This is a genomic window from Aquimarina algicola, assembly GCF_006443095.1.
GTDB lineage: Bacteria > Bacteroidota > Bacteroidia > Flavobacteriales > Flavobacteriaceae > Aquimarina > Aquimarina algicola.
The window spans coordinates 231,776-250,217 of sequence record NZ_VFWZ01000009.1; the positions used below are offsets into that span (position 1 = coordinate 231,776).

General features: G+C 32.2%; 15 protein-coding genes. 10 read left to right on the forward strand and 5 right to left on the reverse strand.

From position 1 onward, the window contains the following. The 4 genes from argB to FHK87_RS22810 all read left to right on the forward strand — a co-directional run bounded on the left by argB (position 1) and on the right by FHK87_RS22810 (position 4,246). On the forward strand, positions 1-783 hold the full coding sequence (gene argB / locus FHK87_RS22795) for an acetylglutamate kinase (protein ID WP_140597174.1): 783 nt from the start codon (positions 1-3) through the stop codon (positions 781-783). A 4-nt stretch (positions 784-787) separates the two neighbouring features. Further along, positions 788-1,852 (forward strand): M20 family metallo-hydrolase, encoded by a 1,065-nt coding sequence (locus FHK87_RS22800; protein ID WP_140597177.1) that lies wholly within the window; start codon positions 788-790, stop codon positions 1,850-1,852. Positions 1,853-1,901: 49 nt separating this feature from the next. After that, on the forward strand, positions 1,902-3,179 hold the full coding sequence (gene argH, locus FHK87_RS22805; protein ID WP_140597179.1) for an argininosuccinate lyase: 1,278 nt from the start codon (positions 1,902-1,904) through the stop codon (positions 3,177-3,179). A gap of 161 nt (positions 3,180-3,340) precedes the next feature. After that, entirely contained in the window at positions 3,341-4,246 is a 906-nt protein-coding gene (locus tag FHK87_RS22810; protein ID WP_140597182.1) for a hydroxypyruvate isomerase family protein, read from the forward strand. A gap of 23 nt (positions 4,247-4,269) precedes the next feature. Here the strand turns inward: FHK87_RS22810 and FHK87_RS22815 are convergent, their stop codons facing one another. Continuing rightward, the gene (locus FHK87_RS22815; protein ID WP_140597185.1) at positions 4,270-4,623 is read right to left on the reverse strand and encodes a hypothetical protein; all 354 of its coding nucleotides are present in this window, start codon (positions 4,621-4,623) and stop codon (positions 4,270-4,272) included. A gap of 252 nt (positions 4,624-4,875) precedes the next feature. Here FHK87_RS22815 and FHK87_RS22820 point away from each other — a divergent pair, with 252 nt between their 5' ends. Together FHK87_RS22820 and FHK87_RS22825 are read left to right on the forward strand one after the other, a co-directional pair. After that, the gene (locus tag FHK87_RS22820) at positions 4,876-5,985 is read left to right on the forward strand and encodes an AraC family transcriptional regulator (RefSeq protein WP_140597187.1); all 1,110 of its coding nucleotides are present in this window, start codon (positions 4,876-4,878) and stop codon (positions 5,983-5,985) included. A gap of 103 nt (positions 5,986-6,088) precedes the next feature. Continuing rightward, the gene (locus FHK87_RS22825) at positions 6,089-7,288 is read left to right on the forward strand and encodes a serine hydrolase domain-containing protein (protein WP_140597189.1); all 1,200 of its coding nucleotides are present in this window, start codon (positions 6,089-6,091) and stop codon (positions 7,286-7,288) included. A gap of 116 nt (positions 7,289-7,404) precedes the next feature. Here FHK87_RS22825 and FHK87_RS22830 read toward each other — a convergent pair whose 3' ends face one another. The 4 genes from FHK87_RS22830 to FHK87_RS22845 form a co-directional block, all read right to left on the reverse strand. Next, positions 7,405-8,946, reverse strand: coding sequence for an acyl-CoA carboxylase subunit beta (locus FHK87_RS22830; RefSeq protein ID WP_140597190.1), 1,542 nt, complete (start codon positions 8,944-8,946; stop codon positions 7,405-7,407). A gap of 8 nt (positions 8,947-8,954) precedes the next feature. Further along, a complete protein-coding gene (gene accC, locus FHK87_RS22835; protein ID WP_140597192.1) occupies positions 8,955-10,397 on the reverse strand; it encodes an acetyl-CoA carboxylase biotin carboxylase subunit in 1,443 nt (480 codons plus the stop codon). Between the two features lie 101 nt (positions 10,398-10,498). Next, a complete protein-coding gene (locus FHK87_RS22840; protein ID WP_140597194.1) occupies positions 10,499-10,987 on the reverse strand; it encodes an acetyl-CoA carboxylase biotin carboxyl carrier protein subunit in 489 nt (162 codons plus the stop codon). A gap of 654 nt (positions 10,988-11,641) precedes the next feature. Next, complete coding sequence (locus tag FHK87_RS22845; protein WP_140597196.1) at positions 11,642-12,652, reverse strand: metal-dependent hydrolase; 1,011 nt, start codon at positions 12,650-12,652, stop codon at positions 11,642-11,644. 214 nt (positions 12,653-12,866) lie between these two features. On the opposite strand from FHK87_RS22845, the gene FHK87_RS22850 reads away from it, so the two are divergent. The 4 genes from FHK87_RS22850 to FHK87_RS22865 all read left to right on the forward strand — a co-directional run bounded on the left by FHK87_RS22850 (position 12,867) and on the right by FHK87_RS22865 (position 18,365). Next, the gene (locus FHK87_RS22850) at positions 12,867-13,316 is read left to right on the forward strand and encodes a response regulator (protein ID WP_226294386.1); all 450 of its coding nucleotides are present in this window, start codon (positions 12,867-12,869) and stop codon (positions 13,314-13,316) included. A gap of 2 nt (positions 13,317-13,318) precedes the next feature. Continuing rightward, positions 13,319-13,753, forward strand: a complete 435-nt coding sequence (locus FHK87_RS22855; protein WP_140597198.1) for a response regulator — start codon at positions 13,319-13,321, stop codon at positions 13,751-13,753. A gap of 68 nt (positions 13,754-13,821) precedes the next feature. Further along, positions 13,822-16,542 (forward strand): TonB-dependent receptor, encoded by a 2,721-nt coding sequence (locus FHK87_RS22860; RefSeq protein WP_140597199.1) that lies wholly within the window; start codon positions 13,822-13,824, stop codon positions 16,540-16,542. Next, on the forward strand, positions 16,542-18,365 hold the full coding sequence (locus FHK87_RS22865; RefSeq protein ID WP_140597200.1) for a YfiR/HmsC family protein: 1,824 nt from the start codon (positions 16,542-16,544) through the stop codon (positions 18,363-18,365). Before FHK87_RS22860 ends, FHK87_RS22865 begins: the two co-directional genes overlap by 1 nt. Positions 18,366-18,442: the final 77 nt, after the last annotated feature.

Sequence of the window (18,442 nt, forward strand, 5' to 3'; positions counted from 1 at the left end):
ATGAAAAGGCAAAAACTGTTAGTAATAAAGATAGGTGGAAACATTATAGAAAATCAAGATGCTTTAGATTCTTTTCTAAAAGATTTTTCTAAGATCAAAGGCCCAAAAATCTTAGTGCATGGAGGAGGTAAATCTGCTACGCAACTGGCATCAAAACTTGGAGTTAAGACAGAGATGGTAGGAGGGAGAAGGATTACTTCTTCAGAAAATTTAGATATAGTAGTTATGACCTATGCCGGATTATTGAATAAAAAGATAGTTTCCGGCTTACAGAAATATAAATGTAATGCTTTAGGATTAACAGGAGCAGATGCCAATGTTATTGTTGCAGAAAAAAGGCCCGTACAATTTGTTGATTATGGATATGTAGGAGATGTTAATTCGGTAAACTCAAAGGTGATCAAAGGCTTTTTAGATTTAGAGATCACTCCGATTTTTTGTGCAGTAACACACGATGCAGACGGACAATTATTTAATACCAATGCCGATACTATTGCATCAGAAATAGCTTCTGCAATGAGTAAAGCATACGAGGTATCCTTGTTATATTGTTTTGAGTTAAAAGGAGTTCTTGAAGATATTAATGACAAAGAGTCTGTCATAGAACATATCGATTTAGAGAAATACAAAGTATTACAAAAAGCAGAGGTGATAGCTGACGGAATGCTACCCAAACTTCAAAATTGTTTCGAGGCATTGCAAAAAAATGTAAGTAAAGTATATATCGCTAATGCAGAATTCATAAAAGATAAAAACACAAAATGTACAACATTGACTTTATAAACTAATGATAGAACAATTAACAAATAAAGCAATAGAACTATTACAAAGGTTAATAGAGACACCTTCTTTTTCTTCAGAAGAAGAAAAAACAGCTTTGCTGATAGAAGATTGGTTCAAACAATACAGCATTCCTTTTGAAAGAGAAAACAACAATGTTTGGGCTTATAATAAGCACTTTGATGTTTCTAAACCTACTGTTTTGCTTAATTCTCATCATGATACTGTAAAACCAAACGGGAATTATACTAATGATCCTTTTCAAGCCTTTGTAGATGACGGAAAATTATATGGTTTAGGTAGCAATGATGCCGGAGGGTGCTTAGTTTCTTTATTAGCAACATTTACTCATTTTTACGATCAGGAATTTCTAAAATACAATTTTGTAATCGTAGCTTCTGCAGAAGAAGAAAGTAGTGGTCCACTGGGATTAAAAAGTGTATTAAAACATTTAAAAAATGTTGAATTTGCCATTGTAGGAGAACCAACTTTAATGCAACTGGCAGTTGCAGAAAAAGGTCTATTGGTCTTGGATGTATCTGTAAAAGGAACAGCCAGTCATGCTGCGCATCCAAATGATGATAATGCTATTTATAATGCTCTGGATGTTATTTCCTGGTTCAAAGAATATGAATTTGAAGAAGAATCTGAAGCCTTAGGAAAAGTGAAGATGACTGTCACGCAAATCAATGCAGGCAAACAGCACAATGTAGTGCCTGCTCAATGTGATTTGGTAGTAGATATTAGAGTGAATGACAAATACAGGAATATAGAGATTTTAGATATTGTAAAAGATGCAATGCCTCAAAACGTTGAGGTACAACCAAGATCATTGCATTTGCAATCCTCATCGATTCCTATAGATCACCCCGTAGTACAATCAGGTTTAGCCTTAGGAAGAACTACATATGGGTCACCAACTCTGTCGGATCAATCTGTATTAAGCTGCCCGTCATTAAAACTTGGCCCGGGGGATTCAACCAGATCGCACTCTGCCAATGAATTTATTTACATCAATGAAATCAGAGAAGGAATCGAATTATATATCAAGATATTAAAAGGAATTGTATAAAAGAGGTGTGTCCAGTTGATACTGGAATCCAAATATAAAATAATGAATTATGAAACTTTGGGATAAGGGATTACCAACAGATCAAAAGATAGGTATATTTACAGTAGGTAATGACAGACAGTTGGATTTGGTCATCGCAAAATATGATATACAAGCTACTTTGGCACATGCCAAGATGTTACATCAAATTAGTATTTTGTCAGATCAAGATATTTTTGATGTAGAAAAAGGACTGCATGCGCTTTCAAAAGAAGTAGAAGAGGGTACATTCACTATTGAAGATCAATTTGAAGATGTACATTCTAAAATTGAATTTGAATTAACAAATAGTATAGGAGAAGCAGGAAAGAAGATTCATACTGCTCGATCTCGAAATGATCAGGTTTTGGTAGCTATGCATTTGTATTTGAAAGATGAATTGAATCAAATTAAAGATTTGGTGAAAGCATTATCAAATAATCTACTCACTCTTGCAGAACAATATAAAGATGTTTTATTACCGGGATATACACATTTACAAATTGCAATGCCCTCATCTTTTGGATTATGGTTTTCTGCATATGCAGAGAGTTTTGTAGATGATCTATACTTTGTAAATGCAGCATACAAGGTTGTTGATCAAAACCCCTTGGGAAGCGCTGCCGGATATGGGAGTTCTTTTCCGATAGATAGAGCATTTACCACAAAAGAGTTAGGGTTTGAAACACTAAAATTTAATGTAGTAGCAGCTCAAATGAGTCGTGGTAAATCAGAAAAATCCACTGCGTTTGCATTAAGTAGCGTAGCGGGAACACTTTCTAAAATGGCAATGGATGTCTGCCTGTACATGAGTCAAAATTTTGATTTTATGAGTATTCCTTCTCAGTTTACAACTGGATCAAGTATAATGCCGCATAAAAAAAATCCTGATGTTTTTGAGTTGATCAGAGGAAAATGCAATAAAATACAGGCGCTACCCTACGAATTAAGTTTACTAACCAATAATCTACCTAGCGGATATCATAGAGACTTACAATTACTTAAAGAAGGTATAGTGCCTGCCATTCAGGATACAAAAGCATGTTTAGAAATGTCTATTTATGCTTTAAAAAATGTAACCGTTAATCAAAATATTCTTAGAGATAAAAAGTATGATTACCTCTTTAGTGTTGATACATTAAATACATTGGTTATGAATGGAATGTCCTTTAGAGATGCTTATATAAACATTGGAAAAGATATTGAAAATAATAACTATCAACCCGAAAAAGATACTAAACATACACATATTGGGAGCATAAATAATCTATGTCTTAATGAAATAAAAGAGAAGCTGAAACAAGTTTAATTGAGTGTAAGTTGAGTTAGTTTAATTTTTTTGGTTTCAGCCTAGACCCTCAGTGGATTTGTCACCCTCTGAGGGTTGTTTTATACAGTAAAATTACAAACCTGTGCTATTGTATGCTATTAAAATGGTATCTTTAGATACATCATACAATTATTTTTAAAATGGCTAAGAACAAAATTAATCGTAGACAAGCGGTAAAAAATATATCTTTGAGTTTGGGAGCTATTGGCGTTTCAGGAGCAATGATTCCTAATGAGTTTAAAAACACTTCAGAGACTATGGATAATTACATTCAATCATCTATCAAAGGAAATATAAATCACTCTGCATGTAGATGGTGCTACCAAAAAATTCCTTTACAAGAATTCGCTCAAAAAGGAAAAGATATAGGCTTAAAAGCAATAGATTTATTAAAACCTGATGAATGGAAAATCGTTCAGGATGCAGGGTTAGAATGTTCATTAGCAACAGATACTTTTGCTAATATTATAGAAGGGTTTAATAATCCAAAGCATCACGAAGCATTACAAAAACAATATATAGAACTTATTTCTAAAGCAGCTGATGCGGGAATAAAACAAGTCATCATTTTTTCGGGAAATCGAAATGGAATTTCTGACAAAGAAGGATGGGAACAATGTGCTAAAGGATTAGATCCATTAGTAAAACATGCACAGAAAAATAATGTCACCTTGGTTATGGAGTTGTTGAATAGTAAAGTAGACCACGAAGATTATCAATGTGATCACACGCCGTGGGGAGTTGCATTAGTTGACAAAATAGGATCGTCACATTTTAAACTTTTATATGATATTTACCATATGCAGATCATGGAAGGAGACATTATTGCTACAATCAAAAAGTATCATAACTATATCTCACATTATCATACCGGAGGAGTACCTGGCAGACATGAAATAAATGATACTCAAGAACTAAATTACCCTGCGATCATGAAAGCTATTTTAGATACTAAATTTACGGGATTTGTAGCGCAAGAGTTTATACCCACTTATGACGATAAATTGGCTTCATTAAAAGAGGCGATTACTATTTGTGATGTTTAGGATGTGTAACAATGTTAGCGTATTTAAGAAATTAAGGCTTTAATATCATTAATGACATTTATATTATGTCTTATATCAACATAAAGAATAAATAAAATTATAATTGCAATTATAAAACCTAATAAGATTCCATTATTATTACTTGAAAGTTTTTTAGAAGTTCTTAAGTATGATTTAGAAAGTTGCTTAGTGTATTTAGAAACTAATGCAAATGCAGGTGCAAAGATCAATACTACGATCAACATATCAATGAGTACAAGTAGATATCCTTGCTGATCGATATATTTTTTGATATACTTAATAATATATTGATTAATAAGCGTTGCTGATAATACAGCTACGGAATAAATAGCATATTTTGTGGTTTGTCTACTCATCTTAGGGGCTTAGTTTTATTTTAAAATCAAAAAATAGTAAAACTATAAGATTAAATCAAAATTTAAATACAGATTACAGAATTTAATTTTTTACTGTTTTTTTTAAAATCTGATAAGTATGTTGTTGTAGAAACTCTGGCAGGCTTGTTTGGAGTAATTGGTCAATAAAATATTTATATTGTTTACATTTACTCTTTCCTAACTGAATAAAAATAAATCTAGCAAAATAGCTTACCTAACAAATAAAAAAGATTGTACAAATTACAGACAACACTAGACGTAATAGTAATTACAGGTGTGATTTTAGGTTTTTTTATTAGTTTATCTCTAATAACGACTTCTTTCTATAACAGTAGAGCTAATAAATATTTATCAATATCTTTATTTTTGTTAGTATGGATTACTTTTTTAGGTTGGTATGATGCAGATCATGGTATATTAGAATTTCTACATGGTATTATGTGGGAGTTTTTAGTACCTGTTACCTTATTTACCTATTTTTTAATTCAAATTAAACATTCGTATTTCCAAAAAAACTGGTATAAATGGTTATATGCAATCTTTTTTATAACCTTTTTAATTGATGTATATCTTGATTTGGATTTTGTTTTTGGGATATATAATTCTCCTTTTGATGAAGATACATTTATTGTAGATCTCTTTTTCTTTATCGAAGATAGTTTGTCCTTTTGGTACAATGTAGTTTTGATGATATGGGCAAGAAGATTGATACAAAAAGCTGAGGTCATTTCTAGAGAAAAAAGACATTGGTTATTGAGGCTTAACTTATTTATTATTCTAATTCTTGTGATTTGGTTTGTATCTAACTTGGAAGAGATTTTTTTAGATTCAGAATACGTTTTACAACTACTATGGGCAATACTTTCATTTTTGTCATGGTGGCTCTTATATTATGGAGTGTTTAGACTTCAAATAGTAATTCAGAAAGATGAGATCCATAGACAATTGACTATCCATCCTATCGAGCATCTTTCTAAAAAGAGAAATACCGATACGGTTTCAAAATATATTGTAGAATTATACAAAATAATGGACGAAGAAAAACCATATAAAAATCCGTTGTTAGGTAGAATAGATTTAGCAAAACGATTAAATATAAGTGAAGGATATTTATCTCAGGTTGTCAATCAAGAGCTTGGTAAAAGTGTCATTCAATTTGTAAATGAATATCGTGTTAAAACAGCAAAAGAATTATTAGATAATCCAGAGTTCAACAAGTATTCTGTAGAAGCAATTGGAATGGAATCTGGGTTTAAGTCTAAAAGTAATTTTTATAGCACCTTCAAAACACACTCCGGAGTGTCCCCTGGAGCATATAGAAAGCGTCAAAAAACGTCCTGATTTATACACTTCTAACATATTGAGAGTTATACACCCCTTAAAAACAGTGCTTTTTCTTTCATGAGAAATACTTTTACACCATCAATTTTAAAAAGTATTAATTATGAAAAAAATAGTATATACATTCTTAATGATTACAATCATTTTTACTAGTTGTTCAAACGATGATGATGTTGTTTTGATCGATGTAACTGATAAAGAGAGTTTGACTCAACGACTTGATCAAATATTAGAAAAATCAAATTTTCCAGGTTTTACAATAGGAATAGTAAAAGATGGAAAAATAGCACTACAAGAAAGTTTTGGATATCAAAATCTCGAAGATCAAATACCGTACAATAATAAAACTTTGCAATCTATCGGTTCGATAAGTAAAATATTTATTGGTGTTGCTACAATAAAGGCAATAGCATTAGGATATTTTACTTTAGAAACTCCTATAAATGATATTTTGCCTCGACCTATTATAAATCCTAAAAATCCTTCTGCTGTAATTCGGGTAAAACATTTGGTTAATCATACCTCTGGATTAATAGATGAAAATAATGTCTATTTGTCTTCATATTACCTTTTGAGTAATCAAAACTTATCTACTTCAGGAACACAAATTATGGAAAGCTATGGAATAACTTCACGTGAACCTAAAACACTTCAACAATTTATAGAAGCTTATTTTTATAAAAAAGGTGATTATTATAGTGATGATAATTTTTATGGAGTTACTCCTGGTACTCAAGAGATTTACACTAACGTAGGCGCTTCTTTAATGGCTTATATCATTCAAGAATCTTCAGGGATGAAATATCCGGATTTTATAAAAGTCAATATTCTTGATCCTCTTAAAATGACGAGTACTTCATTTTATTATGATCAACCATTAGATCAGTATGCAACATTGTATTTTAATAAAAATACTCCATTGCCATTATACAATTTAGAATCTTTTCCGGATGGAGCTTTAAAAACGTCTAATGAAGATATCATGAAGTTTTTTTTAGATATGATTAGAGGACAACAAGGATTATCGACTACATTATTCAATAAAGAGTATTATGAATTATTATTTACAGCTACATCAGAAAATTTTACCGTATTTTGGGATATTCTTGATAATGAAAAAGGAACTTTTGGCCATACGGGAGGAGATCCCGGATTAAGTACACAATTACTTTTCAGCGAAGCTTCGAATGCAGGATTCTATGTTATTAGTAATTATGATGCTTCTATAGATGAACATGAAGCACATTATAAAGAGATAGCATCTCAAATTAATAAAAGTATCAATATGTACTTATCAAATTAATTTTTGTCCGTGTGGTGAAGGTGGTGGTTCAAATGGACAAATCTGTGTGAATTGTTAGTTACAAAAACAATTAGCGGGATCAATCCCGCTAATTTTCTTAAATCAAAAATATTTAATTATAAAGGTATATTCCCATGTTTACGTTTTGGTTGCTCTATTTTTTTGTTTTCGAGCATACTAAAAGCCTTTATAAGTTTCCTTCTTGTATTTTCTGGTAAAATTACTTCGTCGATAAATCCTCGCTGAGCAGCTCTGTAAGGATTTGCAAATTTATCAGCATATTCTGCTTCTTTTTCAGCAAGTTTAGCTTCTGGATCGTCTGAAGCTTTGATTTCCTTTCTAAAAATAATTTCACTAGCTCCTTTGGCTCCCATTACAGCAATTTCGGCATTAGGCCATGCAAAGTTTAGATCCGCTCCTATATGTTTAGAGTTCATTACATCATAAGCTCCACCATAAGCTTTTCGGGTAATTACAGTAACTTTTGGCACAGTAGCTTCACTTAGTGCATATAATAATTTTGCGCCATGAACAATGATGCCATTCCACTCCTGATCAGTACCTGGTAAGAATCCTGGTACATCTACCAATACCAATAATGGAATATTGAAACAATCACAGAATCTTGTAAAACGTGCCGCTTTTTTTGAACTATTGACATCTAATACACCTGCAAGAAATAGCGGTTGGTTGGCAACAATTCCAACACTTTTTCCTCCAATTCTGGCAAAACCTACAATAATATTTTCGGCATAATCTTTATGAATTTCATAAAATGAATCTTCATCGATAATTCCCCCAATTACGTCATGCATATCGTAAGGCTTATTGGGATTATCAGGAACAATATTAGCAAGCTGTTCTCTTAATTCATCTGTTAGTGTATAAGGAATTTGTTTTGGTGGTTCTTGATTATTTTGTGGTAGATAGCTTAGTAATTTCTTAATATCTTCTAAGCACTCAATATCATTGGCAGAGGTAATATGAGCAACACCGGATTTGGTTGCATGCGTACTCGCACCGCCTAACTCTTCTGAAGTCACTTCTTCATTTGTGACGGTTTTTACAACATTAGGACCGGTAACAAACATATAACTAGTATCTTCTACCATTAGGGTGAAATCTGTCATTGCAGGAGAATATACAGCACCCCCTGCGCAAGGCCCCATAATGGCAGAAATTTGTGGGATCACACCAGAGGTTTGCACATTTCTATGAAATATATCTGCGTATCCGCCCAGTGATTTAACGCCTTCTTGAATTCGCGCACCACCAGAATCATTAAGTCCAATCATTGGAGCACCCATTTTTACAGCCATATCCATTACTTTGCATATTTTCTCGGCATGAGTTTCTGATAAAGCTCCTCCAAATACTGTAAAATCCTGTGCAAATATATATACCAACCTACCATTTATAGTTCCGTAACCAGTTACAACTCCATCGCCATAAAATAATTCTTTATCCATTCCAAAATCTGTAGTCCTGTGAGTGACAAGAATACCAATTTCTTCAAAAGAGCCTTCATCTAGTAAATATTCGACTCTTTCTCTTGCAGTTAGTTTTTTATTTTGGTGTTGTCTTTGTATTCTTTGTTCTCCACCACCAAGTTTTGCCTTAGCAATTTTTTCTTCTAATGTTTTTATTTTTGAATCCATAGTATGAATTAGTAAGTTGGTATACGAAGTGTTTTTTGATCTTCCAGGTATTGCTTCATTGCCATTAATGCTGCTATCTTGGCTTCATCCTGTATGTCTGCTTTGGTAACATCTGCAGTATAGTATTTTTTTACAAAGTGTGTATCAAAATCTCCTGATCTAAATGCTTCATGTTCAAAGACAAATTTCCCAAAAGGTAATGTAGTCTCAATACCTTTTACATCATAATTATTGATAGCTTCGATCATGATTTGCAATGCTTCTTCTCTAGTTTCTCCGTATGTAATAAGTTTAGACAACATAGGATCATAATAAATAGGGATATCCATACCTTGTTCGTATCCGTTATCTACTCTAATACCTTCTCCTTCGGGAATAGTATACGTATCTAGGTGCCCGACACTAGGTAAGAAATCATTAAGAGGATCTTCTGCATATACTCTTAATTCTAGAGCGTGACCTGATATGCTGAGATCTTCTTGTTGTATAGTAAGTTTTTCTCCTCTTGCCACTTTGATTTGAAGCTCTACAAGGTCAACTCCCGTGATAAGTTCAGTAACGGGGTGTTCTACTTGTAATCGAGTATTCATTTCAAGAAAATAAAAATTATTCTTTTCATCAAGAATAAACTCTACAGTACCAGCGCCTATATAATCACAAGACTTGGCTACTTTTACAGCGGCTTCTCCCATTTTTGATCGTAATTCTGGTGATAAAACTGTAGAAGGAGCTTCTTCTACAACTTTTTGGTGCCTTCTTTGTACACTGCATTCTCTTTCAAAAAAATGAAGAATATTGCCATGTTGATCTCCCATTACCTGGATTTCGATATGTCTGGGTGAGGTGATATATTTTTCGATAAATACAGAACCATCTCCAAAAGCAGAAGTGGCTTCGCTTATAGCACGTTCCATTTGAGATTCTAGATCTGCTTCATTTTCTACTACTCTCATTCCTTTTCCACCACCTCCGGCAGAGGCTTTGATCAAAATAGGGTATCCAATTTCTGAAGCAATTTCTTGCGCTTTTTTGATATCTGTAATCGCTTCGTCTATACCGGGAACCATTGGGATATCATAAGCTTTCACTGTTTCTTTGGCAGCTAGCTTGCTCCCCATTACTCTTATAGCTTTAGATTTTGGACCTATAAACGTTAATCCACTTTTTTCTACCTGCTCTGCGAAGTCTGCATTTTCACTCAAAAATCCATACCCTGGATGTATGCCATCTACATTAAGTTCTTTTGCTACTTCTATAATTGTAGCCCCTTTTAGGTAAGAATCGACAGAAGGAGCATCACCGATACATACAGCTTCGTCTGCGAATTTTACATGAGGGGTATTTCTATCGATATCAGAAAATACAGCTACTGTTTTTATACCCATTTTTCGGGCTGTTCTCATTACACGTAGCGCAATTTCTCCTCGATTTGCTACTAATATTTTTTTCATCTGGTTTATTATGTTTTTGCTAAAAAGTCAATATTTGAATACAGAGTAAAAAAGTATCCAAAAGTTGATTGCTTTATCAAGAGTTATGATAAAGATGATAATTAAGATTCAAATTCAACAAGTAATTGTCCTTTGTCTACTGCCTCTCCTTTGCTTGCAGAAATAGATTTGATAATACCATCTCTTGGCGACAGGATTACATTTTCCATTTTCATAGCCTCCAAGATCAAAAGAGGGTCATTTTCTTTTACTTCTTGTCCTTCATCTATTTGAATATCTAATAATAATCCTGGCATTGGTGCTTTGATAGCATCTACTTGCTTAGACGAACCAATTGAGAACCCCATCTCTTTGATCTGCATATCTAATGCATTATCAATAGAAACATGATACGTATTGTTATTTACTTTGATGGTATAGTTTTTTGATATAAAATCTGAATCTAGAATCTCGGTATGATACGATTGGTGATCTTGAAGTAGGTGATAAGAACTATCTAAGTTTTTGGTACTGTCCGTCTTCAGGATCTCTTCTTTGGTAAAGTCAAATGTAAACGTATCATTTACTTTAACTTTGTATATGTTGCCCATAAATTATAGTATTTAATTTGCAAGATAAATATAGATATTAAAATTATAAGTATGAATAGCAACAAAATATTATTAATTTGATATAAAAACATCAATTTGTTTATGAATTAGATCAGTTTGGCTGATGTTAAAATATTAGATTACATGTTGTCTTTATATTGAAGAAGAATTATCATCTCTCTTTTTATATGATCTAAAAACAATAAAAGTCATTAATGTACCCAATATAAAACCTAAAAATATGTATAATGTAATATTCAGGTTTTTGAAAGAGAAAGTATTTAGATTTTCATTTTGAGTTTCTAGTGATATTATTGTTTCAAAAGTTTGATTCAATTGAAATACTTTGAATTGCCAGAAGAGAATACCAGAAAATACTATAATTGAAAAAGCGAGTAATTTTTGAACCGTTTTTAACTTTATATATTTATCTATTGATAAATATAATAGTGGTAAAAGCCCAAGAGTAATAGAAAAAAATACTTTGGAATAAAACATATCACTAATAGATGGCACAATGATCTGTATCCTCCCTAAATTTAATTGAGAAAGAGAGATCTTAAAAAATGAATCATGAATCAGATAACCTAGAATGAAACACCCGAATACGAATATTATATATAAAAATGTGTTTTTCATTTTATGACATAAAAATTATGACTGATCAAATATTCTGGCAAATAGTTTTTTGAGCAGAGGTCCGGCTTCTTTCATGTTTTTTTCTCGTTCTTTTGCCATTAAGTTTCCATTTTCATCATAGAAAAGTTCATAACTGAACACAAATTGACTAGAATTTTGATCGACACCAAGTTGCCCAAATCTTAAGTCGTTAAAATAAATTTTATTATTAATTTTTTCTACCGTATACCAACCTTGAGATAGATTTACCAATCGCGCGATTAGCGGGTCATTATTAAAAGTATCTAGAAGATGTCGGTTCTTAGGAAATCGGGCAAAAGAAATCATATCTTTTTTCTGAAATATAGAATAATACCCAATCAAAAATGCATCTTCGGTTTCTATATTTGCTGTCCACAAGATACTATTTAATGGGGTAGGCTTGGTTTGTATTTCATTATATTGAATATGTTGTTGATTTACATTTTCTTCGAAAACTTTATAAGTATACCATTTTAATAGTAATGTAATAACCATATATCCACTACTTATATATAATCCTGTTTTATTGATTTTTTGTCTTTTAGGATTAGTTCTTTTATAAAACAATGCTATTATTACACAAATCAAAAATGGAACAGTGTATAGTGGATCTATGACAAAAATATTTTTGAAAGATATTTTGTAAGAAAAAGGCCAAAACAATTGTGTTCCCCATGTGGTAAAAGCATCTAGAATCGGGTGGGTAAATAGACCAAAAAACATGAGTTTTGTCCAATCTTTCCAGTCTGCTTCTTTATTTTTATATAGTTTGGCAATCAACCATCCAAAAAGGGGAGAAAAGAGAACACAAAATAGTAGTGAATGTGAGAATCCTCTATGCCATTCGTTTGCAGTAATAGGATCAACAAAAAGGTTAGAAAGTGTATCCAAATCTGGTGTAGTACCTGCGATAGCACCCCATAACATAGCTTTGTTCCCTACTTTTTTTCCTAGAACAGCTTCTCCCACTGCTGCACCTAGTACTATCTGAGTTAATGAATCCATTTTATATTTTAAGAAAATACAATCAAAAATACATTTAATTTTTTGCCTTTATGACCTAACTTTCAAAATCCTGAGAATAAGTACCGTTGTTTTGTGTTTATTCTCATAAAAATGGATCTATATGCTTGATACAAAAGGAAAAGGAAATGGTTTTAATCGTTAAATTTTGTTTTTAAGCGTTATTTATTCATAAATTTTATAATTACCGTAGGAAATGTCAAATAAGTTTATTTCTTTTGAGTGTAATTGGAGAAGAAATATGAATACATTGATTAATTGTGTTTTGCTAATCGACGACGATAAAGCGACCAATTTTTTTAATAAAAGAGTGGTTGATAAACACGGAGGTTTTTGCGAAGTGACTACTGTGCAAAGTGGTAAAGAAGCTCTCGAATATCTGGATGCAGTACAAGGAAAAACAAAAACGAAACCAGATCTTATTTTTCTAGATATTAATATGCCAGCTATGAATGGCTGGGAGTTTCTTGTTGAATTCGAAAAACTTAATAGAGAATTAACAAATGGGATACGTGTTGTGTTATTATCTACCTCCTCTAATCCGGATGATGTAAAAGCCTCTATGCAAAATCACTCAGTAGATGATTTTATAAATAAACCTTTATCGATACCCCTCTTAAATGATGTAATCAAAAATCATTTTTGACAATGAAAAAGATAAATAATATTCTTCTTGTAGATGATAGTAATGCGACTAATTTCTTTAATAAAACAATTATAGAAAAATCAGGGTATGCAGAAAAAGTAACTATTGTCAAAAATGGCAAAGAAGCATTAGCATATATCACAACAAATGGATCCCCAGAACTTATATTTCTAGATATCAATATGCCTGTAATGACAGGTTGGGAGTTTCTAGAAGAATATCAGAAATTAGAACTTCAATATAAACAGTCAGTTATTATTTTAATGTTGGGAGCAACTTTGAGTAAAGAGGACAAAGAGAAAGCCGAATCTATTTTATTTGTAAAAGGTTTTGAAGAAAAAATGCTTACAAAAGAATGTCTGTATCAAATAATTGCCTCAAATTTTGGCAATTCAGATTCTGGCATCTCATCAGAAGATACTAAATTTGCAATCTGATTTTTTGAAGAAGTAAAAAGGGGATTATTTTAAACATCATCAAACATATTATAGATTCAATTACAAATATGCACTCTTTAAACCTGAGGCGATATCGAATATACTTAATTATTATAGTATCATTAAGCTTTTTATCCATTGGATTTTCTCAATCCAGAGCAATTATTAAAGGAAATGTTTCTGATCAGTTTGGTAACTTACCCGGAGCCAGAATAGCTATAGAAGGGACAGATAAAAATATAACTACTGATGTAAATGGTAATTATACTTTTGATGTTGATGAAGGAGATTACGTAGTGACTGCTGGCTTTGTAATGTATACCAATGTTTCAAAATCAGTTACAGTAAAAGTAGGTGATACGGTTACAGTAGACTTTATTCTTAAAACCGGATTTTCTATAGATCAACCAGTTTCTCTCGGATCTAGAGCTAAACCTAAATCATTATTAGAAAATACTGCGGCTGTAGATATTATCTCACCACAGCAATTATCAAATTCATCTCAAGTAGAATTGAGTCATATTCTCCATTATTTAATTCCATCATTTCATTCTACCAATCAAACTATAGCAGATGGAACAGATCATATTGATCCTGCTACTTTAAGAGGCCTTGGACCAGATCAAGTATTAGTTTTGGTGAATGGTAAACGAAGACATAGTAGTTCTTTATTGAATGTAAATGGAACTATAGGTAGGGGATCTGTGGGTACAGATTTTAATGCTATTCCAATTGCTGCTATAGAACGTATAGAAGTTTTGAGAGAGGGAGCAACGTCACAGTATGGATCTGATGCAATTGCAGGAGTCATTAATATTATTCTCAAAAAACAAATAGAGATTATTCAAGTAGACAATAGGGTTGGGATCAATACAGAAGGAGATGGTTTACAAGTATACTCATCTGCCAATTTTGGGCTTAAAGTAGGAAAACGAGGTTTTATTAATGTAACAGCAGAATATAGAGATAGGGAGGCGATTAATAGAGCAGGGGATTATACAGGTAGGGTTTATTCTGAAAATGAAGCAGCAGATATACTTGCGATCGAACAAAATAATTTTTATAATCAAACAGGATATTCGGGTAGGAGAGTAATGGAAATTGGTAGTGCAGAAACCCAGAACCTTGCACTGTCATTCAATGGCGAAATCCAAATGTCAGATTATGCGACTTTTTATATGCATGGTGGAAGAAATTATAGAGAAGGTACCTCAAAAGGATTTTATAGATTTCCTAAAGATCAAGATAGGGTTGTTTTAGAATTGTTCCCAAATGGGTTTTCGCCAGAGATTCTTACCGATATACAAGATGATGCTATAACTTTAGGAGTAAAAGGGATTAAAAATAGTTGGGATGTCGATTTTAGCCATACTATAGGAATCAATAGGTTAGATTATACAGTAAATAATTCAAATAATGCATCTCTGGGAATGATGTCACCTAGAACTTTTTATGCAGGTGGTTTTTTATACAATCAAAGCACAACAAATCTTGATATTTCTAGAAATTTTGATTGGCTAAGTGGTGTAAATATAGCTTTTGGAGCAGAATTAAGGGTCGAAAATTATGAAATTATTGCAGGAGAAGAAGCCTCTTATATTGATGGTGAGAGTACTTTTGTAGATGAGTTGGGAGAAGAGCAACCTAGAATAGTTGGAGCACAGGTATTCCCGGGATTTCGACCAGAAAATGAACTTAGCCGATTTAGAACAAATAGCTCTGGATATGTTGATATAGAAGCAAATCTTACAGACAAATTATTATTACGAGGAGCTGCTCGATATGAATCTTACAATGATTTTGGAGGGCAAGCGATCTGGAAATTATCAGGACGATATATAATTAATGATGGGATAAGCATACGAGCAGATTATTCTACAGGGTTTAGAGCGCCATCTTTGCATCAGGTGTTTTTTCAAAACATAAGTACACAGTTTATAAATGGAGAAAGTGTGCAAGTGGGTACATTTAATAATGAAAGTGCAGTTACTACAGAGGCTTTTCAAATTCGTAAACTGAAACCAGAATTATCCAGCCATTTTAGTGCAGGTGTAAGTGGAAAAATTAATGATAAGATTACATTTAATCTTGACTATTATTTGATAGATATCGATGATAGAATTGTATTATCAGGACGATTTGCAGAAGGCTATGAAACAATATTACAACCTTTTAATGTAGGAGCAGCTCAGTTTTTTACCAATGCTGTCGATTCTAGAACTTCTGGTGCAGATATAGCAGTAAATTTTAGATCTCAATTAGGAACAGGACAATTTGGAGCTTCCTTAGGAGCAAATATTACCGATACAAAAGTAAAAGGTGAAATAAAAGTTTCTGAAGCTTTAGAAGGACAAGAAGAAGTACTGTTTAATAGAGAAGAAGTAGCAAGAGTTGAAAACGGACAACCCAATTATAAATTTAATACATTGTTGTCTTATGATATAGATCAATTTGGTTTTCAATTGGTCAATACATTATTTGGTGAAGTGCAATTTGTACATCCAGAGGATGGAGATCCAAACAATTGGATAGTAAATGAATTTACAGGCTTGGTAGCATCTAGAGATCAGACCTTTTCTCCTAAATTAACAACAAATATGATGATTTCTTATCAAGTAAATGATAATGTAAAATGTACCATAGGAGGAAATAATGTTTTTAATGTATATCCTGACAGACATAAACATTCTGCAAATACAGAAGATGGTAACTTTATTTATAGTAGAAGAGTGCAACAGTTTGGTGTAAATGGAGCTAATTATTATATTCGATTACTGTTAAGGTTATAATGAAAAAAGATCCATACATATTATATAATCGCATATGTACTCTCTTTTTATTTTTTTATTGCATTATCTTTTTCAGTCCCTGTCAAATAAATGCCCAAGGTACTACAAATGAAGAGGTAAAAAGAGTTCAAAGAGCAATCTTTATCTTCAATTTTGCACAACAGGTAGATTGGCAGACTAATGATTATCAACAAACATTCAAAATAGGAGTTCTAGGGCCAGATAGAACGGTTATAGATCTTCAGGCCATGGCTCAAAAACGAAAGATACAGGGTAAACCGGTAGAAGTTACCAGATTTCAACTTGTAAAGGATGTTAATGATATACAACTTCTTTACGTCAACCGTAAGTATAATTATGATATCAATTATATTTTGAGCAAAATTTCTGGAAAAGGAATCCTGTTGGTAAGCGAAGATTATGATTTCAATTCTTCTATGATCAATATGGTTAACGTTGAAAATTCTTTTGAATATGAAATCAATGTAGATAGAATAGCCAGAGAGGGGTTTAAAACAGTTCCTTCGCTAAAACAATACGCTATTAGCTCTTCAGAAAAATGGAAAAGACTTTATCAAACCTCTGAAAAAACATTAAAAGACGTAAGAAAAGAGAAAGAAAATCAAGAAGAACAATTAGCTACTCAAAATACTAAAATCAAAAGCCAGGAGAAGCAAATTGATAAACAAGAGGAACTGATAGAAAAAAGACTGACACAAATTGACAAACAAAATCAAAAAATAGAAAACCTTTATAAAAAAGGAAGTATTCAACAAAAGCAATATGATGAAAAGATTGAGATAGAAAAAGCTCTGGAGCAGAATATCCAAGAGCAGATTACTTTTATCAACCTACAAAAAGAAAAAATAGAACAAGCAAAATTAGCTATAGAGCAAAAGAATGCTTATTTGGAAGAACAGAATATAAAGATAAAAGAACAACAACTTGTTTTAGATGAACAAATATCACAGATAAACGCGCAGAAAAAAATCAATGTTTTACTTGTCGGTGTTATTGGATTAATTCTCGTGGTAAGCTTTTTTATTTATAAGGGATATGTTGAAAAAAAGAAGTTTACCAAAGAATTAGAGGCAAAAAATATTGCTATAGAAAAACAATCTTTAGAGATAGAAAAAAAGAATGAGGAGTTAGAGCAGTTTGCTTATATCGCTAGTCATGATTTACAAGAACCTCTTAATACAATATCAAGTTTTATAACTCTTATCGCAGAGGAGTATGGTGATGGTTTTGATGAGTTAGGAAAAGAAAGTCTTTTTTATATAAAAGATGCTAGTGTGCGCATGAAAAAACTTATCGATGCGCTTTTACAATACTCTCGATTAGGAACTCATAAAGAGCATGAAGCAGTAGACTGTGATACTTTATTAAAAGAATTGAAAAAAGATCTTGCCAATAGTATTCAGGCAAGCGAGGCAAAGATTCATGTAGAGGAATTACCTGTAGTGCAAGGTTCAGAGATTGAACTAAGACTACTATTTCAAAACTTGATTAGTAATGCTATAAAGTTTCGATCGAGTACTGTACAACCCAAAATTGATATAAGTTGTACAAAAACAATAGATTCCAAAAGTCAACGTCCTGTTTGGCAATTTGCGATTAAAGACAATGGTATTGGCATCCCAAAAGAGCATCAAGAGCGTATATTTGCTATTTTTCAGCGATTGCATACCAGAGAGATGTATGAAGGTACAGGAATTGGGTTGGCGCATTGTAAAAAAATAGTAGAAGCGCATCAGGGTACGTTGTGGTTAACTTCTGAAGAAGGAAAGGGAAGTACCTTTTACTTTACCATTCCCATATAACTTTTTTACTCAATAATCGAGATTTAAATGCTTCGGGGCTAGCCTCGAGATCAAAAATCAATTTTCTGTAAATGCTA